Annotated in this window: 19 protein-coding genes; all 19 read left to right on the top strand. The window is 49.2% G+C overall.

Features of this window, described 5'->3' with window-relative positions; all coding sequences use genetic code 11:
* Nucleotides 1-7 precede the first annotated feature (7 nt).
* The 19 genes from AMUC_RS06110 (at nt 8) to AMUC_RS06185 (ending at nt 25470) form a co-directional block, all read left to right on the top strand.
* On the top strand, nt 8-5926 hold the full coding sequence (locus AMUC_RS06110) for an RHS repeat domain-containing protein (RefSeq protein WP_157738253.1): 5919 nt from the start codon (nt 8-10) through the stop codon (nt 5924-5926).
* Nucleotides 5927-5938: 12 nt separating this feature from the next.
* Nucleotides 5939-6517: a hypothetical protein gene (locus AMUC_RS12590; protein ID WP_012420185.1), complete on the top strand. Its 579-nt coding sequence runs from the start codon at nt 5939-5941 to the stop codon at nt 6515-6517.
* A 144-nt stretch (nt 6518-6661) separates the two neighbouring features.
* Nucleotides 6662-8269 carry an RHS repeat domain-containing protein gene (locus AMUC_RS06115; RefSeq protein WP_012420186.1) on the top strand — a complete coding sequence of 536 codons (1608 nt, stop codon included), beginning with the start codon at nt 6662-6664 and terminating at the stop codon, nt 8267-8269.
* 75 nt (nt 8270-8344) lie between these two features.
* Nucleotides 8345-8506: a hypothetical protein gene (locus tag AMUC_RS12595; protein ID WP_161994181.1), complete on the top strand. Its 162-nt coding sequence runs from the start codon at nt 8345-8347 to the stop codon at nt 8504-8506.
* A gap of 347 nt (nt 8507-8853) precedes the next feature.
* Complete coding sequence (locus AMUC_RS06125; RefSeq protein WP_012420187.1) at nt 8854-9183, top strand: hypothetical protein; 330 nt, start codon at nt 8854-8856, stop codon at nt 9181-9183.
* Nucleotides 9184-9192: 9 nt separating this feature from the next.
* A complete protein-coding gene (locus tag AMUC_RS12600; protein WP_143245859.1) occupies nt 9193-9390 on the top strand; it encodes a hypothetical protein in 198 nt (65 codons plus the stop codon).
* 141 nt (nt 9391-9531) lie between these two features.
* Nucleotides 9532-10410 (top strand): hypothetical protein, encoded by an 879-nt coding sequence (locus AMUC_RS12605; protein WP_012420188.1) that lies wholly within the window; start codon nt 9532-9534, stop codon nt 10408-10410.
* 905 nt (nt 10411-11315) lie between these two features.
* Nucleotides 11316-11984, top strand: a complete 669-nt coding sequence (locus AMUC_RS06135) for a hypothetical protein (RefSeq protein ID WP_143245860.1) — start codon at nt 11316-11318, stop codon at nt 11982-11984.
* A 295-nt stretch (nt 11985-12279) separates the two neighbouring features.
* The gene (locus tag AMUC_RS12610) at nt 12280-12600 is read left to right on the top strand and encodes a hypothetical protein (RefSeq protein WP_143245861.1); all 321 of its coding nucleotides are present in this window, start codon (nt 12280-12282) and stop codon (nt 12598-12600) included.
* A gap of 1403 nt (nt 12601-14003) precedes the next feature.
* Nucleotides 14004-14084, top strand: a complete 81-nt coding sequence (gene kdpF / locus AMUC_RS13125; protein WP_081429137.1) for a K(+)-transporting ATPase subunit F — start codon at nt 14004-14006, stop codon at nt 14082-14084.
* An 11-nt stretch (nt 14085-14095) separates the two neighbouring features.
* A complete protein-coding gene (gene kdpA, locus AMUC_RS06140) occupies nt 14096-15802 on the top strand; it encodes a potassium-transporting ATPase subunit KdpA (RefSeq protein WP_022196803.1) in 1707 nt (568 codons plus the stop codon).
* Nucleotides 15803-15886: 84 nt separating this feature from the next.
* Nucleotides 15887-17920, top strand: a complete 2034-nt coding sequence (gene kdpB / locus AMUC_RS06145) for a potassium-transporting ATPase subunit KdpB (protein ID WP_012420192.1) — start codon at nt 15887-15889, stop codon at nt 17918-17920.
* A 19-nt stretch (nt 17921-17939) separates the two neighbouring features.
* Nucleotides 17940-18524 carry a K(+)-transporting ATPase subunit C gene (locus tag AMUC_RS06150; protein ID WP_012420193.1) on the top strand — a complete coding sequence of 195 codons (585 nt, stop codon included), beginning with the start codon at nt 17940-17942 and terminating at the stop codon, nt 18522-18524.
* A 180-nt stretch (nt 18525-18704) separates the two neighbouring features.
* Nucleotides 18705-19832, top strand: coding sequence for an osmosensitive K channel His kinase sensor (locus tag AMUC_RS06155; protein WP_012420194.1), 1128 nt, complete (start codon nt 18705-18707; stop codon nt 19830-19832).
* A 352-nt stretch (nt 19833-20184) separates the two neighbouring features.
* Nucleotides 20185-21171 carry a formylglycine-generating enzyme family protein gene (locus AMUC_RS06165; protein ID WP_012420195.1) on the top strand — a complete coding sequence of 329 codons (987 nt, stop codon included), beginning with the start codon at nt 20185-20187 and terminating at the stop codon, nt 21169-21171.
* Between the two features lie 105 nt (nt 21172-21276).
* Nucleotides 21277-21543, top strand: coding sequence for a hypothetical protein (locus tag AMUC_RS06170; RefSeq protein WP_143245862.1), 267 nt, complete (start codon nt 21277-21279; stop codon nt 21541-21543).
* 369 nt (nt 21544-21912) lie between these two features.
* Nucleotides 21913-22548 carry an MBL fold metallo-hydrolase gene (locus AMUC_RS06175; RefSeq protein ID WP_157738254.1) on the top strand — a complete coding sequence of 212 codons (636 nt, stop codon included), beginning with the start codon at nt 21913-21915 and terminating at the stop codon, nt 22546-22548.
* 25 nt (nt 22549-22573) lie between these two features.
* Complete coding sequence (locus AMUC_RS06180) at nt 22574-23170, top strand: RNA polymerase sigma factor (RefSeq protein ID WP_012420198.1); 597 nt, start codon at nt 22574-22576, stop codon at nt 23168-23170.
* The gene (locus AMUC_RS06185) at nt 23167-25470 is read left to right on the top strand and encodes a serine/threonine protein kinase (protein ID WP_012420199.1); all 2304 of its coding nucleotides are present in this window, start codon (nt 23167-23169) and stop codon (nt 25468-25470) included. The genes AMUC_RS06180 and AMUC_RS06185 overlap by 4 nt, the downstream gene beginning before the upstream one ends.
* Nucleotides 25471-25509: the final 39 nt, after the last annotated feature.

Here is a 25509-nt window from a genome sequence, read left to right on the forward strand (position 1 = left end):
CGCAAACATGATTAACTCCAACCCCGCCGCCGGGCTTCCCGATGCGGCCAGCCAGCCCGGCGCGCCGAGCGCCGCAGCGCCCCTCAATGCCATGTCCACACCCATTCAGCCATACGGCGCGGATTCCGTTATTTATGAGAAATCCGACAACTTCGTTCAGACGTCTGCCGGAGCCGATGTCTTCATGTCTCCAGTCAACGACACCTTTACCGTCCCGGAAGGCGGGGCCACGGCTGTGGCCAGCCTGACGGTGGATGACTGGGGCAAGCTGACCATTTCCGGCCCGGGCGGCACGTTTGAGCTGGACCTGACCTCCGCCGCCGATGAACCCGGAGAACTGGGAGGCCACCAGGAATGGTCCAAATCAGGCTCCTTTGAGTTATCCGAAGGCACGTACACTCTCTCCATCACGCACCAGAACATCGACATGCCGCACAACGAATACAACCAGTCCGTGTGCAGGTACTCCGTGACGGTGACCGCGCATGGGGGCTCCAGCAGCAGTTCAAGCAGTTCGGACACCCCTCCTTCTTCCCTGTCGAGCAGCTCCTCTTCGGACGTGCCGCCGGAGGAAAAGGAAATCTGCTGCCGTTGCGGTTGTTGTACAGACGCGGAAGGCAATGAATACACCATTGCGGCGGAAAAACTGCCGGGTGACCCCGGCGTGGAAATCTGCATGTCCCAGGCCGAATTCCTGGCCAGGGGAGGGGCTTCGGCTCCGTCTCCCGCGGCCTTCAGCCTCCGCTCCGCGGAAAACGCCCGTGAAACGGCGGAAGCCTGCGGCGGCCTGAAATACGTGAGCCCGTGGGCCTGGCGCGCCCATCTGGACGAAACGTCCGGCCTCATCACCATGGTGCCGCCGGCGGGCGCCGCGCTTTACTTCAACGTGCAGGCCGGTTCCGATACGGCCCTGCCTGCGGGCATCTCCCGCAAGCGCGACTTCAGGGTGCAGCTGCTGGATGAAACTCTGGCTCCTGCCGCTTCCGGCGCCCCCGCCTACCTTTCCCTGGTGGACGCGGACGGGCAGAAAATCCGCTTCTCCGCGGAAACCGGCGCTGTGGTCGGCATGACCTCCGCCTCCGGCAGGGTTCTTCTGGCGGAAGACTACTTCCGGAATGTGAGCAATACGTATGACCATGAGGGCAGCCTGGTAAGCAGCTACAGCGCCGCGGAGGGGCTGATGCGCACCCGGACCGGAGCGGACGGAGAACTCGTCATGGAATGGTACGCTCCCGCCGCCGTCACGGTCCTGGCCGACGGAACATACGAGGTAACGGGGGAACCTTATAAAACCTCCTCCTTCCTGTCCTCGGAAGAAAACGGCGTGCGGACCACCGTCATCACGCGCCAGCAGCGCGGACTGCCGGCCCACACCATCACCCGTACGGAAGAACCCGGCAGAGTCAGCATCGCCAAAGGCCAGGGGGACGACACCATCATCCGTACCATTGAAACCAACCGCCTCTACGGAGGCCTCTCGGAACGCATTGAGACCGTCAGGGGCATCAACGATGCCGAGCCTGTTTCCTGCAGCCGCAGCGTCAGGCAATACACGGACGGCGGCTGGCTGCTGGTAAGCGAAACGGAAGCCTTCAACACGCCGCTGGCGCGGACGACCTCCTACGAATACAACAGCCAGTACCGCGTCTCCCGGATCAACCGCCCGGACGGAGGCTACACGCGCTATGAATACGACGGCGAAGGACGGGTCACGCTTGAGGCGGCGCCCTGGGCCGGCGGCGGAGAACAGGTAACCCGGACCGAATACGCCGGCCTGCGCTTCTACGACAACCGTCCGGTGCGTGTCGCCGAATCCCGGGTGCTGTCCGACGGCACGGAAATCGAACTGACGGCCGTCGCTTACGCCTATGAGCAGTCTCCCCTCATGGAACGGGTTGTCAAAACCGTGACTGCCGCCGGTTCCAGCCAGGAACAGACAAGCGTGGAAGAAACGTATGGAGAAGCCGCCGCCTATCCCTATGCCGCCGGGCAAATGAAATTCACCCGGGACATTGCCGGAGTGGAAACCTCCTATGACTATGAGGCGGCCGCGGAACACGGCGCCGCGCATAAAAAGACGGCCATCACCAAAGCCGGCGGCGGACTGGTGGCCGGACAGAGCCGCAAGACGGAATCGTTCATTGCCGCCAATGATACGGTGCTTTTTGAGCAGGAAAGCATCTGGGATGGTGAAAACTGGCTGCTGCTCTCAAGCGGCGCCCATGAATACGATGAAGAAGGCCGCCGCACGAAAACCACGCGGGGCAACGGCCGCGTCAGCGTCACGTCCTGGATGTGCTGCGGCAAGCTCTCGGAAACGGACGAAGATGGTGTCCTGACGTCGTACGGTTACAACAGCGCCCACCAGCTGGTGGAAACCATCCGTTCGGAAATCAGCGACGGAGACACGGTCGTTACCCCGGAAACCATCACCACCTACACCCGGGACGCCTCCGGGCGCGCCCTGCAGACGCGCCGGGACAGGGGAGCCATGACCACGACGGAAAGCGTGGAATACGACAGGCTCGGCCGTATCGTCAGGCAAACGGATGTGCTGGGTCGGGTGACGGCGACAGCCTACAGCGAAGACGGCCTTACGGAAACCGTCACGACGCCCTCCGGCGCTACCCTCGTCACGGAATATCATGCCGACGGCTCCGTACTTCATGAATACGGCACGGGACAGCGCGAACGCTGCCATGTCTATGACATTGACAATAACTGTTTGAGGGAAACCGTTACCCTGGCCGGCCAGACCATCATCCTTTCCCGGACCCTGGTCAACGGCTTCGGACAAAGCGTCGTGCAAGTGACGCCCACGACTGCCGGGTTCCTGTATGACCGTTCCGAATACGATGAACAGGGGAGTCTCATCCGCTCATGGAGGGATGCGGGAACGCAGGAGGGGGCCGTCGCCATGGCGCCTGCGCTCTATGAATACGATGCCTTTGGCAACATGACCAGGGAAACGCTCGCCCTGGCGGAGCAGCCCGCTCCGGACAACAGCCCCATCCGGGAATATGCCTTCAGCGTGGAAAACGCGGAGGACGGCGTCTATATGGTGACGGCGCAAATCCGCTACAATGCTGAGGGACAGCCGCTTGTCTCCGTACGGAAGCAGCTCCTGTCCGAACTCTCCGGAGTTCTGGAAACAAAAACGGTCATCGTTAACGAACGCGGCTTGACTTCGGCGGAATGGACGGAGTATGCTGGAAATACGAAAAGAATCCAAAAGAGCGTTATCCCCTCTTCCAGCGTCACGGCTCAAACGGTGGCGATGGATGGTTGGGTGCTCTCGCAGCAGAACCACGCGGGCATCACGGAGACGGCCGCCCGCGCCTATACGGCCTCGGGCATGACTCTGACCCGCACGGACGGCCGCGGCAACACGGTCACGACCCGGACCGACCTGGCCGGTCGGGCCGTCAGCGTGACGGACGCCGCGGGGAATGAAACCGTGACGCAATACGACTCCTGCCACGACCTGGCTGCCGTAGTGACGGACGCGCTGGGCAATACGAAATGCGCCAGATACGACGCCAGAGGCCGGAAAACGGCCGAATGGGGGACGGGGACGCAGCCCCTGCTCATGGGCTATGACGAGGCCGACCGCCTGGTGAGCCTGACCACCTTCCGCGCGGCGCAGGAAGGCGACATCGCGGAGGACCCCTCCGAGCGCGCGGACGGCGACACCACCACCTGGAACTATGACGAAGCCACGGGGCTGGAAACGCGCAAAACCTATGCCGACGGAACGCACGTGGACAAAACCTGGGACGCCTTCAACAGGCTTGCTACGGAAACAAACGCCCGCGGCATCGTCAAGACCTGCACTTACGAACAGCCACGCGGGCTGCTGGTGGGAATCAGCTACTCAGACGCCACGCCCGGCCAGAGCTTCGCCTACGATCACCTCGGTCAATTGACGCAAATCACTGATGTTGCCGGAACGCGAACCTTCGCCTACAATCTCTACGGAGAACCGGAAACCGACAGCCTTGCGGCAAACGGCATCGCCTGGCAGGTCTCCGAGCGCTATGACGGGCTTGGCCGTCAGGCGGGGTACGAATTAAGCGCGGACGGCCGCCGCGTCCAGCAGACGCACCTGTCCTATGACGGGAAAGGCCGCCTCTCCACCCTCACGGCGGAAGGCATGGAAACGCCCTTCTCCTGGACTTACTCCGAACATGGAGGGCTTGTGGAACAACTCGCCTACCCCAACGGCATGACCCGGGTCAACACCTATGAAGACAGCCGCGACCTCCTCTCCGTCATCGACTACCAGAGGCCCGGAAGCGCCAACCCGCCGGCAAGGCACGAATACGACTACGACGCGCTGGGCCGTCCTGCACGGCGCAGGGACACGTGGAACACGGCGGCGCCCAAAACGACGCGTTTGTTCACCTACAACAGCCGTGGCGAACTGGTCGGAGATCAGCTCAGGCCCGGCGGCCGCTTTGGCTATCAGTACGACAACATCGGCAACCGGAAAGAAGCCTTCGAATTCGGCAGCACCACGGACTATGAAACCGATGAACTCAACCGGTATGCGGGCATCGTCAGAAATAGAGGGGAAGCCTTTACACCCCAATACGACGCGGACGGCAACCAGACGCTGGTAAAAACATCCACGGGCATCTGGGAAGTCACCTACAACGCGGAAAACCGGCCCGTGAAATTCGAAAGCGAAGACGGAGGGACAACCGTGGAATGCGCCTACGACTCCATGGGCAGGAGATTCGAGAAAAAAGTGACGGTTGGAGGGACAACGGGCTTCCACGCGCGCTACCTCTACCGTGACTACCTGCAGGTGGCGGAGTGCGACTTGACCGGGGAAACGCCGGAGGTTGTGCGCAGTTACATCTGGGACCCCTCGGAACCTGAGGCCACGCGCGTCCTGTCCATGACGCGCTGGGAAGCGAACGGGACGCAGGAGAAAGAGCATCTCTACTGCATGCACGACGCGATGAAAAACGTCACCTCCCTCTTCGGGGAAGCGCGCGGACGCCGCGCCCTGTATGAATACCGGCCGTACGGAGGTCTGATCACGTCGGAAGGCAACATGGCGGAAGAGAACAAATTCCGCTTCTCCAGCGAATACATGGACGACGAACTTGGGCTGGTCTACTACAACTACCGGCATCTCAATCCGCTTGACGGCAGGTGGATCAGCCGCGATCCCATTGAGGAAGAAGGTGGTTGGAATTTGTTCGCGTTTGTAGGAAATAGAATTTTTAATCAAGCTGATATTTTAGGGTTGTGGCCATGGTCCCAGAAACAACCAGATCCTCCAACCTTTACAACAGAAACAAAAAAATGTCCAGATAAAAATACGATAAGCGTAGTTGTGCGTAGAAGTAACGAAATTACGGTGGATGCAGACGGTTCTCCTCGTGCGTATCATCCAAAAAACATAGGGTTAGATGATAATAGAAATGGAGGAATAGGAAAAGATAATTACGGTATTGTTAGTCCTGATGTTATTCAAGGGAAAAATGATCCTGCTCCAGGTTATTATGTATCAGTTACAGCATTATTCGATCCCCGGAAAAAGAAAACAGACCCTCGTAGATATGTAAATTCAGAAGTAATTCCATATCTTGTTTTTAATAAAGAGGATAGAAAAAAAGGTGCTAAGGCCGGTGATTATGCAACAGTTACTAAAAAGATGCCAAATGGTGATCTTTTAATTGTTCACGCTATTGTTGCAGATTATAACCCTTATTCTAAAGGGGAAGGTTCTATAAAATTAGTAAAGGAATTAGGAGGAAATCCGGATCCTAGAAGAGGAGGGGTAAAATGTAAGGAAGGTTTTACTATTTACGTGTATCCTGGGACTGCAGAAAAATTTGATAGCGATAAAGTTTCTCATGAAACTATTCAAAAAAAAGGTAAAGAAATTTGGGATAAGCAGCATAACAAATAATACAATAATTATATGAAATTATACATAGTATCTTTAATACTATTTTTTAGTACATCAAACTGTCAATATAATCTTAAAACGGTTGTAGAACCTAATAAAAATCATGATAGTGCCATTGTTGATGATGTTCAAATATTGGAAAAATCATCTAGTAGTTCAATATGGAAAAAATATTATGTTAAAATTCATGGCCTAGAAAAAGATATTCCAGGAGAATATATAGATTCTCCATACATTATTGAATACAAAAATAGACTTATTCTAGTATGTTCTATTAAAAGAGAGTCGGTTGTTTTTGTTGTTACAAGAAAAAATAATCAATTGGAGTTTATTCCTGTAACTGAAAAAAATAATTATGAATTGTTCATGGATAAATGTCGAAATATGAAATATTATCCTATTCGTTTTGTAAATGGAACATTGCTTAAATTGAAAAATGGGCAACTAGTATCTGATTATTCGATAGAGTGTTCTTCTAAAGAATTTCCCGATCCTTCTGATATTATTTATTTAGAATTTAAAGGAATATTTGATTTTGATTTCAAAAAAAATATATTGGAATTGAAAAGTATAGAAGGGCCTATAAATTAACTCTTTCTATATTTGGTAATAATTTGAATTTCCTGGGTTGATAATTAATAAAAAACTTTATTAATTATCATAGAGTAAAAATTCCTTGTTATTTATACCATGTTCCTTCCGGCATAAGCTGGAAGGAACATTTGCTATATGAGGATGAGCAAATATTCATCCTGCCTTATCCACCGGAATTTTCTGGTGGGAATTAGCTATTCGGACGCCACGCCCGGCCAGAGCTTCGCCTACAATCCCTACGGAGAACTGGAAACCGACAACCTGCGAGTGGGCAACCACACCCACCTCATCACCGAGAAAAAAGACGCCTTCGGGCGCAGCACAGGCTACATCTACGCGCGGAGCGGCGCGGCGCAGCACACCGTAAGCATCGGCTACGGGGAAGACGGCCGCATCGCCACGGCCGGGTTCCTGCAGGGCAGCGCGCCCCAGACCTTCACCTGGCAATACATGGAAGGAAGCGGCCTGCCCTCCGTGATGGCCATGCCCAACGGCATGACGCTGGAATGGGGCTATGAGGAAAAGCGGAATCTGGTCTCTACCATGGTCTACAAACGCGGCGCCACAAGAGTTGTGGAAAGGGAATACGTTTACGACAGCCTGGCAAGGCCCGTTACGCGGCGCACGGCCCGCCAGGGGAATACCGTCAACGACAGCTTTGCCTGCAACAGCCGGAGCGAACTGACCGCCGCCACCGTCAGCGGCAAGACATACGGCTACAGTTACGACAACATAGGCAACCGGAAAACCGCGCGGGAAGACGCGGAAGAAGCGACCGCCTACACAACCGGCCCGCTCAACCAATACACCGCCATCGAGCGCGGAGAAGAAGCCGCCTTTGAGCCGGTTCACGACGCGGACGGCAATCAGACATTGATCAGGACATCCACCGGCATCTGGCAAGTCGCCTACAACGCGGAAAACCGCCCGGTGCGCTTCGTCAATGAAAGCGCCAAAACCGTGGTGGAATGCACCTACGACTACATGGGCAGGCGGCACACCCGCAAAGTGAGCGTCAACGGGACGGTGAGCAGCTACCTGCGCTACATGTACCGTGGCTACCTGCAAATAGCCGCCATAGATGCCGTCAGCGGAGTCTTTCGATGGTTCCTGTTCTGGGACCCGACGCAGCCTGAGGCTGCGCGTCCGCTGGCCATCCGCAAAGACGGCGCCTGGTACGCCTACGGGTGGGATCTGACCGGGAACGTCACGGGAATCTTCGGGAAAGCCGGTTACCTGCGGACGGTCTACACCTACACGCCTTACGGAGAAGTCACCGCCGAAGGGGATGTCACCCAGCCCATCCAGTGGAGCAGCGAATACAGTGACGAAGAACTGGGGTTGGTCTACTACAACTACCGGCATCTCAATCCGCACGACGGAAGGTGGATCAGCCGCGATCCCATCGAGGAAGAAGGTGGTTGGAATTTGTTCGCGTTTGTAGGAAATAAAATTTTTAATCAATCTGATATTTTAGGGTTGATATGTACAATAGAATATAGTATAAAATTACATACAATATTAATAAGGAAGGTAGATAAAGATAGTAATATACTTCGTTTAACGACGAGTAGAGTTTTTTCTGGAAATGGTGATGGGAAAAATAATCCGGACAATGTTGGAAATAAAGATAACGGTCCTATACCACCAGGGAAATACTATGTGATAAAAAGACAATCTGGAGGAATTCGGAGCCAAATTAAAGATTGGACCTACAAATTATGGAATGATAATGATAAGAATCAATAGCTCGCTTTCATTGCAATAGATGATGCATTAGACGATCAAAAAGAAATTAATGGAGTTTTTAGGTCTTCTTTTCGAATGCATTATGGAACAAGATCTTTGAGGTGTATTACTTTTTTAGATAAAGAAGTATTTGAAAAAGCGCGTGAATTTATCCTTGAAACTGAATCTAGAACAGTAAAAGGAGCAGATGGAACAGAATATATATATTATGGAATTTTGGAAGTTAAAAAAGAATAGAAAAAGAATTGTTTTTTGTATTATTTTTTGTAGTATAATAACATTTCTTATTTTTACATTAGCATGTAAAATTATAGGAGCAGATGTCATGGAGGCTTGTGTTCCTGTTCATATAATGAGGATGATTATGAACAATTTTTATCCAGAAATAATTATTGATGGAGAGATATCCTATAGTATCCTTATGTATGATAGTTTTATTTTTTATGGGACAATTATTTTTTTAATAACATTTTTATGCATTTATAAAAACAAGTCCGTGGGTTGCTGTGGGAATCGGCTATTCTGACGCCACGCCTGTCAGAGCTTTACATACAACCATCTCAGTCAATTGACACAGGTTGAGGATGCTAGAAGCGACCGTCTACACAACCGGCCCGCTCAACCAATACACCGCCATCGAGCGCGGAGAAGAAGCCGCCTTTGAACCGGTTTACGACGCGGACGGCAATCAGACATTGATCAGGACATCCACCGGCATCTGGCAAGTCGCCTACAACGCGGAAAACCGCCCGGTGCGCTTCGTCAATGAAAGCGCCAAAACCGTGGTGGAATGCACCTACGACTACATGGGCAGGCAGCACACCCGCAAAGTGAGCGTCCGATGGTTCCTGTTCTGGGACCCGACGCAGCCTGAGGCTACACGCCCGCTGGCCATCCGCAAAGACGGCACCTGAGTTGGAGCTATGACAAGTGGTGCAATTGGTAGTGCTGGTGCCGGTGTTGGTGCTGCTCTTGGATCTGTAGTTGGCGCAAGGATAGGTGCGTTAATAGGAGATGTCACTGGTTGGTGGTTTGGTACGTCAATTGCAGAACGTGTATATGATTGGATATTCACAGAATTAGAAAAAGAAGAGTATGAAGTTGTATGTGCAAAAAATTAGTTTTTATTATTTGTAGTGGTATATTAGTTATATTTATTTGTAAAATTTTATAAAAATGAATCGAAAAATAAATAAGTACTATTTTGATATTAATAGTGAAGCAAAGTATATTTTTTTGAATGCAAAAATGGTTTGCATTATATGCTGTCCAATTCAATATGTTCATATATTCCGGAGTTGCCACCGAATGCCCGTGAATATCCAAACAAGTGGAATTCGCAGAAATGGAATAAATGTGGTAAAAAATGGATTTCTTTTTTATGGCGTGTTTTTTTCTGTGAAGATAATAACTGCGTTCCTTCGTATGAGCACTATTCTCATTTATATATTGGTTTTCAGTCCAGTATGGATACCCTTTATTTCATGAATAATGGGGCGGTAATTCACTTTTTCTCAAAGAAAAAAGGGAAAAAAGAGATAGAGGAAATTCGTTTTTATACAAGTCAGCAGGCTGATAGAAATGGAATTCGCATTCAGAATTATCTACATAATTCCTCTTATCAAAATATTCCTATTTATTGGGAAGGGACAGGTGGTCTTTATCCTCTTGAAGGAGGATTTATTGTCACACCAAGTTTTTGTTCCAGCGGAAAGCTTTGCGATATGAAAGCTTATGAACTTAATCATATTGAAAATTCACGCAGTATCGATTTTGTGCAAGGAGCTTTTAGTCTGGCAAAATATCCGGAAGAAAGTCGTGCATTTAGAGAGCTTCCTTCGTATTTCTGTGAACTGGCAGATTCCTCATTTGACTATGAATCATGGGAGATGGCTATGACATCGGAATCCATTCCTCTGGAACACAACTGTGTTCATCCGTTTTATAAGAATGACATATGTATAGCTGAATTGGTAATTGTTAATTTAATATGGGGAACTTCTTATTATCCCTATCAAGATTCATATGTACTTTTGTTACGCTACTCTCCATCAGTAGAATCTTGTGTTATCCAACTTGTTGACCTTGTATTGGAAAAATTTCCCAGTATCAGATTAATAGAAAATAAAGAAATTATATGATGATTTTGTCTAATTTTGAAAACTATTTTTAATCATCAGAAGATGATGCGAAATACTGAAAGCTGTCCTGATGCCAAAAAGAGATAGAAATCTTATGCAGCGGAGGAAAGCAGCTATTTCAGGGTACTCTAAAAGTGAAATGTCTTATAAAAATTTAGAATGACAATTTGAATTTTTATGATATTATCATAATTGAGACTAATCTCAGAAGAGCAGAAGTTTTGTTTTTTAATAATTATCGATTTTATTAAAATGACATGATGAAAAAATATATTATATACTGTATTATTGTTGTTGTTTCAGTATTTGCTTCTTTTCTGTTTTTTGATAAATATTATAAGAAATCTACTCTTCTGGGAGAGATCGGCAATACATATGTCTTTAGCTATGATCCTCCTTTAATAATAGAAAATGTAAAGATTCAGGAATTATCTAAATTTAATCAAACACTTGCTGATTAGTTTCCCGATCATCATGTCTATGCCTCATACTGTGGAAAAGAATGTACCCTGACCGTAATAATCCTTTATGATTATGATGCTGATTTTTCTTGTGCAGATAGAGAAAAACTGTGGAAACTAATTTGTGAATGGCAAGACAGCTTGTGGTATAAACAGGATATGGAATAAATTAAATAAAACTTAATATTTTTGATTTTATATAATTAATACATGAAAACTGTTTAATTTTATAAAAGCTCTTTCTGTTTATCGGAAGGAGCTTTTTTTACAGAAATGATAATTACTTTGTTTTGATAGTGATTTTTTTGTTGATTTTTATAAAATTATGTTTCCTGTCAAAGATATTGACCATTGTAAAAATGCTATGAATCTGCTAATAGTTTTGAGAAAATCCTTGACGAAGTAGCAGCAATATTGAAATGCTCAAGCAGGAACTGGATGTTCATGTTTCCAGATATAAAGAATATGGTTTTTAGTAAAATATTATACTTTTTCTTGTTTCCGGCTGTATTGTTTCCATCCTGTCGCCAGGGGATGACTACGGTGGCGCAGCCTCTGAAACCGGTATTTGTACGCGTAGCAGATCCTCTCAATCCGGAATCTCCCCAGTCAAGAGAAAAGATAAGGGACTTGTCACAACAGCAGAGGCAGCAGTTGGCGGGCTATATCGTTCATTCTGCAAATTGGGAACAAATGACCAGGAAAGAATTTGAACTGATCCGCAGCGGACGGGGCCAGGAAGGTTTGTCTATGGATCACTGGAGTTCCGATAGTTATTTTAACAGGATGACTGTTCCCTATATCCGTTCGTCGAGTAAGGATGAAGATATTTTATCCCTTCTTCAAAACAATGAAGACGGAGAAGTTATTTTGAGCAGAGCGAATCTTTTTGAATTGGTAGCGGAAAATTATATAGAACATTATCCTGATGATAAGAAAGGATGGGATTTTTTATGGTTTTTTATGGGTGAGGACGTAGACGAAATACCTTTTTGCAGTATAATTAAAGAAATGATTATAAAGAGGAATCTCGATCGATTCTCCTATGGGAAGAAAATATTGGATATGATAGGCGATTCCTCTATCAGAAAGAATGATGGACGTTGCCTTTAGTTCTATAGAGGGGCTGACAGACAACAAACTTTGGTCTGAAGCAGGGAAGAATAGTTCAGGATATGGGCTGAGTTTGCAAATTTTCTCAACTGAACCGCAAATTTATTGATAAATCAGGAGTTGATGAAGAAAATTTATTCTGAATAATGAATGAAATTTATTATAAAATACTTTGATAGCAAAAAGAAATTTCATTTCAACGAAATATACAAGACAGCTAAATATATTAAATCATTAATTGTTATTTCTCCGCAGGTTCTCCAGATAGTTTAAATTTTCAATAACAGAAATAATTATGGACAATGAGAATACTAAAATAAAAGATACAGGATCTTGGTCCCCATTCTACTATTGGATAGTAGGAGTAGTGACTATGTGTGCCTTGATGTGGATGCTTCCTAACAATTATCCTAGAGAACCTTGGGAAAATATCATTAGAGTTTTACTTGGAGCATTGTTCATATTTCTCTTTTTTGTATGTCCAGTGTGGATGATTATTTCAGCAATACGCTATTGGAAGACAAAAGATTATATTCGTGCTACCGTGGCGGTATTAATTGCTTTGGCAATTTTAGAGAGTGTTTTATTTGGTCCTCTGTTAAGCATTGATTTTTGATTTCACTATTTGTTTTCTAAAAATTCTGACGAGTGACTGGAAAGAAAAAAGGAGCTGCTGAACAATAAAATTGATCATTCCCGGCAAGCAAAAAAGTTATAAATCTCAGTTGAAACGGATAAAAGATGGTGATTAATATAATTTTTTTCTGGATATTAGTTGTTTTTGGAGTTATTATCAGCTTATATAATTGGATAATAGTTTTTAACTGTGTAATAAAATCCAAAAATTCATCTTGTATTCCTCTATTGGGCGGTGGAGCAATTGTTTTAGCTATGAATCTTCCTGGAATAGATATGGAAGAATACGAATCTATTCCCTTATTATTGGATTATGGATGCATTCCTCTTTTTGTCCACACGTTTTTTTCATTTATATATAAAATGTTGAAGGGATTATTTAAATAGAGTAAAAAACAATTAGCCAAAAGGATCGTTTTTAACAGTTTTTCATCAAGGGTATTTGCATATAGCAGAGTGCGGATTGACCGAGGAAATGCCGGATTCGTGCGCAGTTACATCTGGGACCCCTCGAAACCGGCGGCTGTGCGCATCCTGACAGTGACGGGCCGGGAAGCGAACGGGATGCTAAGTGAAGGAGCGTTTCTACTGCGTGCACGAGACGATGAAAAACGTTACCTCCCTCTTCGGGGAAGAGTATATGGTCGCCGTGCCCTGTACGAATACCAGCCGTATGGAGGTCTGACACGTCGGAAGGCAATATGGGGGAAGAAAACGGGTTCCACTTCTCGAGCGAATACATGGATGGCGAACTGGGGCTGGTCTATCACAGTGTTCATCGGTATCAATTCGTTTGATATCTTTGGAGCGGCCTCATTCCTGTTGGAAATCTGTCAACGGGGATTGGAAAGAGATAGGTATTCATGCAGAGTTAGTTCTGTAAATTTTGTTGAGGAAGTCTTTTGGAATTCTGTATGGGATTCAAGCTGCATCCGGTATGTTCCGGGTGCAGTTTTTGTGTAAACGGGTTGAGAAAGACTTGCCGTTATCCGCCTTCCGGGAAGAACGGAAAGCGGGAGCGCAGCCGGAAGAATTAATTTTTTCTTAACAAGAAGAAGAAGGAAGTTAACTACCCAGAATGGAATTTCCGGATATATTGAGGCAATGTTTTTACATTATATTAAACATCGCCGGTCCGTTCCGGGACTCCGTATCTGCCATAGCGGTTTTTCCGTGAAATTTTTTCAGATAAAAAAGAAAAACGGCATAGAATAATATTTTTGTTTCCATATATGTTGGAATGGTTTGAATTTAAATTTCATAAAATATCATGATGGAATCATTGTTGGGTTTTATCTTTTGTCTATTGAGCGGAATATTCTGTTTTTGGCTCTTTTTCAAATGCGTCGACTGGTTTGAAAAAATCTAAAACTGTGCCTGTCTATGTATACATTATTATTTGTGATTAGCTTAATTGTGTTCGGTTATTTGATGTATGTCTTGATCAAACCGGAAAAATTTTAACCAGCAAGATGATGAAAACAGAAATTCTAGGTGTTATTGCGCAAATCGTTCTTATGGTGGCTTTGAGCTATCCTCTGGGGAAATATATTGCCAAGGTTTACAAGAAGGAGAAAACATGGCTTGATTTCATGAAGCCTGTTGAAAGGCTGATGTTCCGCCTGTCCGGGATTAATCCGGAGGAAGAAATGAACTGGAAGCAGTTCCTGCGGGCTTTATTGACCGTAAATCTGTTCTGGTTCGTATGGGGGATGGTTCTTCTGGTCAGCCAGGGGTACCTGCCCCTCAATCCGGACGGCAACGTCGGACAGACGTGCCACCAGGCGTTCAATACATGCATTTCATTCATGGTGAATTGCAACCTCCAGCATTACAGCGGAGAGAGCGGTTTGACCTATTTTACGCAGTTGTTCGTGATTATGCTGTTCCAATTTATTACGGCAGCTACCGGCATGGCCGCAATGGCAGGGATCATGAACGCTCTCAGTAAGAAGACAACTAAAACGATTGGAAACTTCTGGGATTACCTCGTGTTGAGTTCTACCCGCATTTTGCTGCCTCTTTCTCTGGTGGTCGGATTCATCCTGATTACTCAGGGTACGCCGATGGGGTTTGACGGTAAGATGGAAGTGACAACCCTTGAGGGAGTGGAACAAACCATTTCCCAAGGGCCTGCCGCGGCTGTTGTGCCCATTAAACAGCTGGGAACGAATGGCGGCGGTTATTTCGGCGTTAATTCATCCCATCCGCTGGAAAATCCGACTTACCTTTCCAACATGGTCGAATGCTGGTCCATCCTGATTATTCCGATGGCGATGGTTTTGGCCTTTGGTTTTTATCTCAAGCGCAAGAAACTGGGATACAGTATTTACGGCGTGATGTTGCTTGCCTTTTTAATTGGCGTTTGCATTAACGTGTATCAGGAGATGAACGGCAATCCCCGCATAGAAGAGATGGGCATCGTCCAGGAAAGCGGGGCTATGGAAGGTAAGGAAATCCGGCTCGGATCCGCGGCTACAGCTTTGTGGAGCGTCGTTACGACAGTTACGTCAAATGGGTCCGTCAACGGGATGCATGATTCCACCATGCCTCTTTCAGGCATGATTCAGATGTTGAACATGCAGATTAATACGTGGTTTGGCGGCGTCGGGGTAGGGTGGATGAATTATTTCGCCTTCATGATTATAGCCGTGTTCATCAGCGGTCTGATGGTGGGAAGAACCCCCGAATTCCTGTGCAAGAAAGTAGAAGCCCGTGAAATGAAAATCGCTTCCATTGTGGCGTTGCTCCACCCGTTTGTGATTCTCGTCGGAACGGCTCTGGCTTGTTATCTGTTTGTTTACGCGCCGTCGTTTGTGGAAGGCGAAGGAGGGTGGGTCAATAATCCCGGCTTTCATGGATTGAGTGAATTCCTTTACGAGTATACTTCAAGCGCTGCCAATAACGGTTCCGGGTTTGAAGGGCTGGCCGATAATACCTGGTTCTGGAATTACTCATGCGGCATTGTCCTCATTCTGAGCCGTTTCATCCCGATCATCGGCCAGGTTGCCATCGCCGGGCTTCTGGCGGGCAAGAAGTATATTCCCGAGACGTCCGGAACGTTGAAGACGGATTCCGTAACGTTCAGCGCCATGACTTTTGCCGTGATTTTCATTGTTGCGGCTTTGTCCTTCTTCCCTGTCCATGCCTTAAGCACCATTGCCGAACATCTGAGTTTGTAAATTTAGGGTAGAATACGTTTACCACCAATAACATATTTACATATTTCCGTTCCAGTTTCTGGAATTGAAAAAGAAATCTACGATATGAAAAATTCCAATAATACTTCCCTGTTCCAAAGGGAACAGGTACGGGAAAGCTTGAAGCAGTCATTGATCAAGCTTCATCCGGGAATGATGATGAGGAACCCGATCATGTTTACCGTGGAAATCGCCACGATGATCATGCTTCTGGTAACCGTTTATTCCCTCTTCAGCGACGGACAAGGGGATTTCCTTTATAATTTCCTCGTTTTCGTCATTTTGTTCCTCACCCTTCTGTTCGCCAATTTTGCCGAAGCGATTGCGGAGGCCCGGGGAAAGGCGCAGGCCGACAGCCTGCGCAGGACGCGTGAGGAAACGCCGGCCAAGTTGATTGTCGATGGCACGGTTACCGTCATCAATAGTTCCCAGTTGAAAAAAGGGGATTATTTCGAATGTGTCGCGGGAGATATCATTCCCGCCGACGGGGAGGTTGTCGAAGGGCTGGCTTCCATTGACGAAAGCGCTATTACGGGGGAATCCGCTCCGGTTATCCGTGAGTCCGGCGGGGATAAGAGTTCCGTGACGGGCGGCACCAAAGTTCTGTCAGACCGTATCAAGGTGCTTGTCACCGCGCGTCCCGGAGAGAGTTTCCTTGATAAGATGATTGCTCTGGTTGAAGGCGCTTCCCGGCAGAAAACCCCTAACGAGATAGCGTTAACCATTTTGTTGGCTGTCTTTACCCTGGTTTTCCTTGTCGTCTGCATTACCTTGAAGCCGGCAGCCGATTATTCCGGAACGGAAATCAGCATTGCCGCCCTGATTTCCCTGTTCGTATGTCTCATTCCTACGACTATCGGCGGATTGCTTTCTGCGATCGGCATTGCCGGAATGAATCGTGCCTTGAGGGCCAATGTTATTACGAAGTCAGGGAAGGCTGTGGAGACGGCCGGGGACATCAGCACCCTCCTGCTTGATAAAACGGGTACGATTACGATTGGCAATCGGAAAGCGACGGGATTTTTCCCTGTCCAGGGTTTTGACAAGCAGGCTTTTGTTGAAGCCTGTCTGATGTCTTCCGTTTCAGACGATACTCCGGAAGGGAAATCGATTATCGAGCTTGGACATGAATACGGCGTCCATATGCGCAACCTTCATACGGAGGGGGCCCGCATGATTCAGTTCACGGCGGAGACGAAGTGTTCGGGCATTAATCTGAGCGATGGAACCGAAATCCGGAAAGGGGCTTTTGACACCATCCGCAAGATTGCCGAGGAAGCGGGAAATCCATTCCCCAAAGAAGCCGAGGAAATCATTGAAAGAGTGGCGGGCAATGGCGGCACTCCTCTTGTCGTCTGCATCAACAGGAAGGTTGTCGGCGTTATTGAATTGCAGGATATCATCAAGCCGGGCATAGAAGAGCGCTTCGAACGCCTGCGCAAGATGGGAGTAAAGACGGTAATGGTGACGGGGGATAATCCGAGTACGGCCAGGTATATCGCTGAAAAAGCAGGCGTTGATGATTTCATCGCGGAAGCCAAGCCCGAAGATAAGTTGAGTTATATCAGGAAGGAGCAGGCTTCCGGCAAACTGGTTGCCATGATGGGGGACGGGACGAATGACGCTCCGGCTCTGGCGCAGGCCGATGTCGGCGTAGCCATGAACAGCGGAACCCAGGCCGCCAAGGAGGCCGGCAATATGGTTGACCTTGATAATGACCCCACCAAATTGATTGAGGTTGTAGAAATAGGCAAGCAGCTGCTGATGACGCGCGGCACGTTGACGACGTTTTCCATTGCCAATGACGTCGCCAAGTACTTCGCGATTGTGCCTGCGCTGTTCATGATTGCGATTCCAGAACTTGCTGCGCTGAATATCATGCATCTGCATAGTCCGGAAAGTGCCATCCTGTCTGCGATTATTTTCAATGCAATCATTATCCCCATCCTGATTCCTCTGGCCTTGAGGGGCGTGGCGTACAAGCCCATTGGAGCCAGCGCTCTGCTGCTTCGCAACATCCTGATTTACGGAGTGGGCGGTCTGATTGCTCCCTTCATCGGAATCAAACTGATTGATATGGCTGTCGGCCTGTTTTTTTAACTGAAATAAATATATTGTTATGAGAAATTTAGTGAAATCATTGCGTCTTACACTTGTCTTTTGCGTCTTTTTCTCCATATGCTACATCCTGGTGCTGTGGATATTCGGATTGATTGTCGGCCCTGGCGGAGGAAATGCGGAAACCCTGGTTTTGAACGGGCGCGTGGTAGGCGCCGCCAATGTCGGGCAGCAATTCACGAAGGATATTTATTTCTGGGGCCGTCCGTCCCATGCGGGCGACGGTTATGACGCGTCCAGTTCATCCGGCAGCAATAAGGGGCCGACCAACGAAGAATACCTGGCCGACGTGAATATTCGGATAGATTCGTTCTTGAAGAAACATCCTTATTTGGAACGGAAGGATGTCCCTTCCGAAATGGTTACGGCCAGCGCTTCCGGCCTGGATCCGCATATCACTCCGGAGAGCGCCTATGTGCAGGTGAAGCGCGTTGCCAAGGCCCGCGGCATGGAGGAGGGGGCGGTGAGGTCTCTTGTCGATCAGGTCGTGGAAAAACCGCTGCTGGGCATGTTTGGCACGGAGAAGGTCAATGTGCTTAAGTTGAATATTGCTCTTGAGAAGGCTGATCCTTCAGGGAAGCATTAATTTCCTGATTGTTTAGGGCGGCAATGGCGATTCCGGATTTGGTGATAAATTGCCGCCTTGAAAAAATGAAATCAATTGCGGGCTTCATGTCATGGTAACGCCCGCAATTGATTTTCATTTTCAAAAGATTCTGTAAAATCAACAAGATGTTTTTAACCGCAGGAGCCGGGTGAATTTAATATGATTGACGGAAGTAACGGAGCAGAGCACTTTCTTGACCTGATACGGCGTTCTCGAAGGGGAAAGTTCAAGATTTACATTGGTATGATGGCCGGAGTAGGCAAGACGTACCGCATGCTGCAGGAAGCCCATGAATTGCTGAATAACGGCATTGATGTCAGAATCGGTTACGTTGAAACCCACGGGCGGCCCGGGACTGAAGCCATGCTCCGGGGGGTGCCCGTCATCCCGCGTAAAGTGGTTTTTTACAAAGGCAGGGAGATTGAAGAAATGGACCTGGACGCGATTCTTCAAGCCCGGCCCGAGTTGGTTATTGTTGACGAACTGGCTCATACCAATGTGGAAGGGAGCCGCCATCGCAAGAGATGGGAAGACGTGATGGAGCTGCTTGACGCCAATATTAATGTGATTTCCGCGATTAATATCCAGCATATCGAAAGCCTGAGCGGCGAAGTGAAGGAGATTACGGGGATTGAGATGAAGGAACGGGTTCCCGACAGGATTTTGCAGGAGGCGGACGAAGTGGTGAATATCGACCTGACGTCCGAGGAATTGATCGGCCGCCTCAAGGCCGGCAAGATTTACCGGCCTGAAAAAATCCAGATTGCCCTGGATAATTTTTTCAGAACGGAAAATATTCTTCAGCTGCGTGAACTGGCATTGAAGGAAGTTGCTTTCCGAGTGGAGAAAAAAGTGGAAACGGAAGTATTCCCGGCAGTTTCTTCCGCCAGAAGGGAAAAGATTCTGGCCTGCATCAGCAGCAATGAACAGACGCCCCGGCACATCATCCGAAAAGCATACCGGATTTCCTCGCGTTACAGTACGTCGTTTATCGCCCTTTACGTCCAGACGCCAAGGGAGTCCCCCGACCGCATCAATCTGGCGTCCCAGCGCCATTTGCTTAATCATTTCAAGCTGGTGGCCGAACTGGGAGGGACGGTGAAGCAGGTGAGTGCGGAAGACATACCCCAGGCGATCATCGCAACGTGCAGGGAATATCATATTACGGCTATTTGCATGGGGCATCCCGCATTCAAAATGCCCGGAGCCATGTTCAAGATACTGGGATATAAACAATTTCTGCGTGTCTTGTCGGAGATGAAGATAGATTTAATCATCATTGCATAAAAAACAGAGGTAAATTTGAAAATAAGGCCGGAGCCGGTTCTTTTCACAGGAAGCAGGCGATGAGATTATCATGCTTGTCTTCCCTGAGCGGAACGGATTGTTGCCGGCAGTTTCCATTATAGCCTCCCCGGGGGCGTTTTCCGTTACCATTCCCGGGCGGGGCGGCCCCTTTTATTTTTTTCCGTCTGGTTGTCTGAAAAACAGTCCAATGTTCCGGTCCGCCGCATCTCCGGCAGCACCTTTGTTGAAAAAGAATGTAGAATTCCCGGAGGAGCAGCATTCTTAAAAGTGAAACGATAACGTTCCGTCTTCCATAGAGGAGCGGCGGTTATCATAAACAGAAGGAACAGTTATGAGCATCAATTTGCAAAAAGTCATTATAGCCGTATGTGCGGCCGCAACGGTCAGTGCGGGATTCGCAGCCCGCACCGAGGGGGCCAAACTGCACCGATTCAGCACTACTATCGAAAAAGAGAGGCCGCAGTTGAATGAAGAAACGAAACGGTTGATTGCTTCCTATCGCCGGGACCCGTCCGAGGCTAATCGGTCGGCTTTGAGGAAACAGGTCGGGATTAATTACGACAAGGTCCTTGACCGAAAAAAGGCGAAGCTTGAAGAATTGAAACGAACGGCCCGGCATGCGTCCAAGATACAGGAAATGCAGGAGATCGTGGATGAAATGGTTCAAAACAGGGAAGCGCGCATCGACCAAAGCATGCGGCGTTTCAGTGATCCGCGATTCAGACCAGGTGCCCGCTATGCAGATGGCGGGTATTTGCCGGTGCTCGGAGCTTCCTGGAATGTATCAATTGCATATACTCCGGTTACCAATGAGGATTATGCCCAATTCCTGAAGGCAACGGGAAGGAAGGCTCCTAAGGATTGGGATAATGGCGCCATGCCTGCCGGCAAAGGGAGGCATCCCGTGGTGAATGTTTCCTATGACGACGCTTCTGCCTATTGCCAATGGTTGTCGCTCCAGGATAGGAAAGCCGTTTATCGCCTGCCGACTGAAGAGGAGTGGGAGTTTGCCGCCGGGCATATGCCCAAGGATGCGGATTTTAATTGCGGCGAGAGAAACGGGACATCTCCCGTGGACGCCCATGCCGCGACATCCGGCGCCTGCGGAGCGATTGATATGTGGGGCAATTGCTGGGAATGGACTTCTTCTTCAGTTGAAGTTTCCAAGGCCGTGGCACACGGTAAAACGGTCATGGCGGTGAAGGGAGGTTCCTGGCGTTCGCCGCGGACGAGCTGCCGAACTGAGCGGAAAGGAGAAGGAAGGGAATCTTCTTTCGCTTTCAGTGATGTCGGTTTCCGGGTCGTCCGCGAAGGTTGAGGGGGGATTCCATGCGTTTCAGTTTCTTACAGGCAATAGAATCTGGCTGGCAGACCTGATGGAAATTCCGGCCGAATTGGTAGATTTCCCTAAGGAACTGCATTCTTGAAAAGTGAAACGATACCGTTTCAGAAAAAATATCAACCCTCATTGATTATCATGAACAAGCTCATTATTCCTGCAATTATTGGAATATTCGGTCTGGCTCCCGGTACGGTTACTGCCAACGCGGCGGAATCAACAACAGCCTCCTTTTCTGTTCAAATACTGAAAAAGAAACCGGAGGCGTTGAAGTACGGCCTGAAACACGGCCTCAAGAAAGGTTTGAAACACGGTCTGAAAAAAGGCAGGATAAACGGCGGTAAAAAATAGTCGCCGTCATCTTATCTGCTGCCGGGCCTGCAGCCCGGCAGCGTTTTCCCATCAATAAGGACGTTTTATCACCTGTAGTGCGGAAACATATCTGACTTCCGTACAGCTTTGATACATTGCCCATCATGTCTTAAAAAGTCAACATATTGAGAAGAAAGGCGTTTTATGGTAAAATGGTTGTTGTGCGGAGCCGCCATGATTTCCGGCATCGTGATCGCGGCTGAGTCGGAAAATCGTTCATTCCAATTTGGAAATTTTGAGGTGATTGCTGTTCAGGATGCTCTTTCAGCGATGTGGGTCGAATTATTCCCGGGTATGTCGGAAGAGGAGTTCCTCCGCTTAACCGGAGGCGGGAGGGTTCCTTCTTCCGTGAATGTTTTCCTGTTGAAACGCGGCGACGGAAAAATCATTCTGGTGGACGCAGGGAACGGAGGAAAACGGGGCGGGATGCTTCGTAAACTTGAACAGAGCGGCGTTTTTCCGGAGAGCGTCGATTTCATTTTACTCACCCATATGCACGGCGACCACATCGGAGGATTGCTTGGGAAACATGGCGAAGCCGTTTTTTCCAGAGCCCTCGTCTATGTTTCCATGCCGGAATGGGAATTTTGGCAAAATGGTACGGTCGGACTACAGGGAAAACAGGTTCGGAAGGTGTTGCATGCTTACGGCAGCCGGGTGAGAACATTCCGGTTTGGAGAAGAAGTTCTGCCCGGCATCAAGGCTCTTGACGCTTCCGGGCATACACCCGGGCATACCGTTTTTGAGACTGATTCCCTGCTGATTGTCGGAGATTTGCTTCATGCTGCCGCGCTCCAGATTCCGCGTCCGGAGGTTTGCACGATTTACGATATGAATCCGTTCGGAGCGGTTCAGGCCCGGCGGCGCTTTTATGAGTTTGCGGCTTCTTCCTCGAAGCCGGTCGCCGGAATGCACCTGCCGTATCCCGGAATCGGCCGGATAGGAAGGAGTGCGGCGGGATATGTCTATCTGCCCGGAAAATGAGAAAGGATAAAAAAGACACGGTACAATGACGCAAGCAGAAACAGCATGCCCGGATGCCTGGGGAAGCCATTTCCTTGAATACCGGGGAAGGCTTCTTGCCCTGGCCCGGAGGAATTTGAATCCGGTTCTTGCCCGGCGCGTTTCGGCGGAAGATGTGGTTCAGGAGGCTCTGCTGGCAGCCTGCGGGAAAATGGCTTTTTTTGAAAACAATCCGGAGATTCCTGTCTATTTCAAACTGCGGACGATTCTGTTCCAGACCCTTACGGCTATGGAAAGGAAGCATCTGCAATGCCTCAAGAGAGACGCCTGCAGGGAAGTGAATGTGACGGATGACGGCGTGGGGCCCGCTGCCCGGTTGGATTGGAACCGGTTTGCAGATACCGTGACCGGGCCTCTTACCCGTGCCGTCAGGGCGGATCGTTATACATTGCTCCGGAAAGCGGTCGAGGCGCTGCCCGAAAACGATCGGCAGATTCTTGAACTCCGCCATTTTGACGACATGTCCAATGCGGATTGTGCCGAAGTCCTGCATATTGGGCCGAAAGCCGCAAGCATCCGCTATGTGCGGGCGCTGCAGCGGCTTCGGAAGCAGCTGATGGAGTTAACCGAGTTTCAGCCATGAAGGGGAAGATTTCTCTGGAAGATCTGGTTGAACAATTCCTGGATCAGTGCCGTTCCGGCAATGTTCCCGATATTCAGGATTTTGCCGGGGCGCATCCGGAGTTTGCTGCCGAGTTGCTGGCTCTTCTTCCGCTTGTGATGGAGATGGAAGATTGGAGCGTTGAAAAAAAACAGGGAATTATGCCTCCGGTTCACGATTTTCCCGATTTGGAGGGGGACGATTACCGGCTGATTCGGAGACTAGGCAGCGGCGGTATGGGGGTGGTATTTGAAGCGCTGCAATTGTCCCTCAACCGGAAAGTGGCCCTCAAGCTGTTGTCTCCGTTGCTGCTGCAGGATGCCGCCCAACGCAGCCTGTTTGAGCATGAGGCGCATGTGATTGCCAGGCTTCATCATCCCAATATTGTCAGAATTTTCAGTGCCGCGTGCCGTCCGGGATGTTGTTATTATGCGATGGAGTTGATAGAAGGCAAGAGTCTGGACGGATGTGAATTCAGTAATCCGTATGAGATAGCCCGCATTGGCCTCCAGGCCGCCAGGGCGATTGCGTACGCCCACCGCTGCGGCATTCTGCACCGCGATATCAAACCGGCGAACCTGTTGCTGGATGAAGCGGGGGAAGTACACGTCAGCGATTTTGGACTTGCTTTTCTGCTTCAGGGGAGAAATGAAGTTATTGAGAAGGAAGGAGCTCAGAGCGGAACACTGCGGTATATGTCCCCGGAGCGGCTGGTGCATGGAGTCAATACCTTTTCCAGCGATCAGTATGCGTTTGGGGTGACGCTTTATGAGCTTGTTGCAAAATCCCCGCCGTTTCCGGGGCTAGCTCCTGAAGAATTGATGGAACGGATTTGCAGGGAACCGGTTCCGCCGTTGAAGTGCAGCGAACCCGACTTGGCCGCGATTATTAACAAGTGCGTCAGTTTCCGTCCGGAGTCGCGCTATCGAAGCATGGACGAACTTTCTGAAGATTTGCTGCATTTTTTGAATCATGAACCGGTCGGGGCCTCCTCCCCGTCTCCGGCCAGGCGGTTGCAGCTGTGGATGAAACGTAAACCGGCTGTTGCCGTATTGTCTTTGGCTGCGGCCCTGTGTGCGGCCGCTTTCGTTGTCGCGTTGGGCGCCGGTTATCTGCAGACGGCGTCTGCGCTGAAACTGGCGGAAAACAATGCCGCAGTTGCCGATGCGGCTTTGTCACAAGTGTTCACCCGTATTGCGGAGCAGCCCCCTTCACAGAAAAATACGCAGCTGCTTTCAGCTTTGCTGCCCTATTACAGGATGATCGCCAGAGGAAAAAATCTGCCGGAGTCAAAGGTTTGCGAGGCCAATGCCGTCATCGGGGAATGCGCACTGCGCACCGGGAGTTATGCTCTTGCGGAAGAAGCGTTCCGCAACATGATGAAATTCAGGAAAGACGCTTTTCCCGTCAACCAGTTGGCGACGGCTTTGAAAAAACAGGGTAAAGATAAAGAGGCAACGGAACTTTTCCGGCAGGTGGCCGACCGCTTTGCGATGTCGGAGCGGGCGGAGGATCGGTTTGAAACGGTCCGCGCGTTGCTGGCTTTGTCCGGTTCTCCGGAGAGTGTTGAGCGTTCCCGGGCGTTCGGAATGTTGGAAACATTGTTGGAGGATGATCCTGACCATCCTGAATACCGTTTTCAATACGCACAGCTTTTGGCCGGAAATCCCCGCCTTTTCCGGGAGAGGCGCATTCCCGGCATTGAACCGAATGCAGCCGTGCTGCTCCTCCAGCTTGCCGGCGCCTATCCGGAACGGCCGGAATACGGCCTGGCGCTGGTAGAGCTGATGCTGAAGAAACTCCGGTATGCCAGGAATTTCCGGGAACATAACCAGAGGGAACTTGCCGATACGGTGAATCTTTCCGAAAGGCTTCTCGGGCGTTGGCCGAATGATCCGCAGATTATTTCCGGCATGGTCCGGCTGCATGCACGGTATATTGGGGCCCTGCGACGCGAAGGAAAAGATGCCTGGGCCCGAAGGGAAAGCGACCGCCTGCAGGGCATCCTGGAAGTTCTTTTTTACAATCCCGAGATTTCCGATGCCGTGAAAGAAAGCCTGATCCGCCTCCAGCTTCAACGTTTGAAACTGTTACGGCATGACGGCCGGAGTTATGAAGGAGAGGATCTGCGGAAAAAAATCAGCCGGGAGCTGGGCTTTTACCACGGACCGATGCTCCGGGTGTTCCGGGAGGAGTTGGATAAAGCCGGGCCGGATGATGAATCCTCCGTCGGGAAGAGTGAAGATTCCATTATTTTTGAACGCACCAAGCAAGGTTTGTAAATTGTCCGCTTACCGGCACTCAGCAATTTGTTGTGTGAG

Origin of the sequence: Akkermansia muciniphila ATCC BAA-835, from assembly GCF_000020225.1 — a bacterium.
Taxonomy (GTDB): domain Bacteria; phylum Verrucomicrobiota; class Verrucomicrobiia; order Verrucomicrobiales; family Akkermansiaceae; genus Akkermansia; species Akkermansia muciniphila.

What these genes read in the sequence shown, in the direction of transcription:
- AMUC_RS06110 (WP_157738253.1), top strand. Translation starts at nt 8, where the DNA reads ATGATTAACTCCAACCCCGCCGCCGGGCTTCCCGATGCGGCCAGCCAG.
- AMUC_RS12590 (WP_012420185.1), top strand. Translation starts at nt 5,939, where the DNA reads ATGAAATTATACATAGTATCTTTAATACTATTTTTTAGTACATCAAAC.
- AMUC_RS06115 (WP_012420186.1), top strand. Translation starts at nt 6,662, where the DNA reads ATGAGCAAATATTCATCCTGCCTTATCCACCGGAATTTTCTGGTGGGA.
- AMUC_RS12595 (WP_161994181.1), top strand. Translation starts at nt 8,345, where the DNA reads ATGCATTATGGAACAAGATCTTTGAGGTGTATTACTTTTTTAGATAAA.
- AMUC_RS06125 (WP_012420187.1), top strand. Translation starts at nt 8,854, where the DNA reads ATGCTAGAAGCGACCGTCTACACAACCGGCCCGCTCAACCAATACACC.
- AMUC_RS12600 (WP_143245859.1), top strand. Translation starts at nt 9,193, where the DNA reads ATGACAAGTGGTGCAATTGGTAGTGCTGGTGCCGGTGTTGGTGCTGCT.
- AMUC_RS12605 (WP_012420188.1), top strand. Translation starts at nt 9,532, where the DNA reads ATGCTGTCCAATTCAATATGTTCATATATTCCGGAGTTGCCACCGAAT.
- AMUC_RS06135 (WP_143245860.1), top strand. Translation starts at nt 11,316, where the DNA reads ATGTTTCCAGATATAAAGAATATGGTTTTTAGTAAAATATTATACTTT.
- AMUC_RS12610 (WP_143245861.1), top strand. Translation starts at nt 12,280, where the DNA reads ATGGACAATGAGAATACTAAAATAAAAGATACAGGATCTTGGTCCCCA.
- kdpF (WP_081429137.1), top strand. Translation starts at nt 14,004, where the DNA reads ATGTATACATTATTATTTGTGATTAGCTTAATTGTGTTCGGTTATTTG.
- kdpA (WP_022196803.1), top strand. Translation starts at nt 14,096, where the DNA reads ATGAAAACAGAAATTCTAGGTGTTATTGCGCAAATCGTTCTTATGGTG.
- kdpB (WP_012420192.1), top strand. Translation starts at nt 15,887, where the DNA reads ATGAAAAATTCCAATAATACTTCCCTGTTCCAAAGGGAACAGGTACGG.
- AMUC_RS06150 (WP_012420193.1), top strand. Translation starts at nt 17,940, where the DNA reads ATGAGAAATTTAGTGAAATCATTGCGTCTTACACTTGTCTTTTGCGTC.
- AMUC_RS06155 (WP_012420194.1), top strand. Translation starts at nt 18,705, where the DNA reads ATGATTGACGGAAGTAACGGAGCAGAGCACTTTCTTGACCTGATACGG.
- AMUC_RS06165 (WP_012420195.1), top strand. Translation starts at nt 20,185, where the DNA reads ATGAGCATCAATTTGCAAAAAGTCATTATAGCCGTATGTGCGGCCGCA.
- AMUC_RS06180 (WP_012420198.1), top strand. Translation starts at nt 22,574, where the DNA reads ATGACGCAAGCAGAAACAGCATGCCCGGATGCCTGGGGAAGCCATTTC.
- AMUC_RS06185 (WP_012420199.1), top strand. Translation starts at nt 23,167, where the DNA reads ATGAAGGGGAAGATTTCTCTGGAAGATCTGGTTGAACAATTCCTGGAT.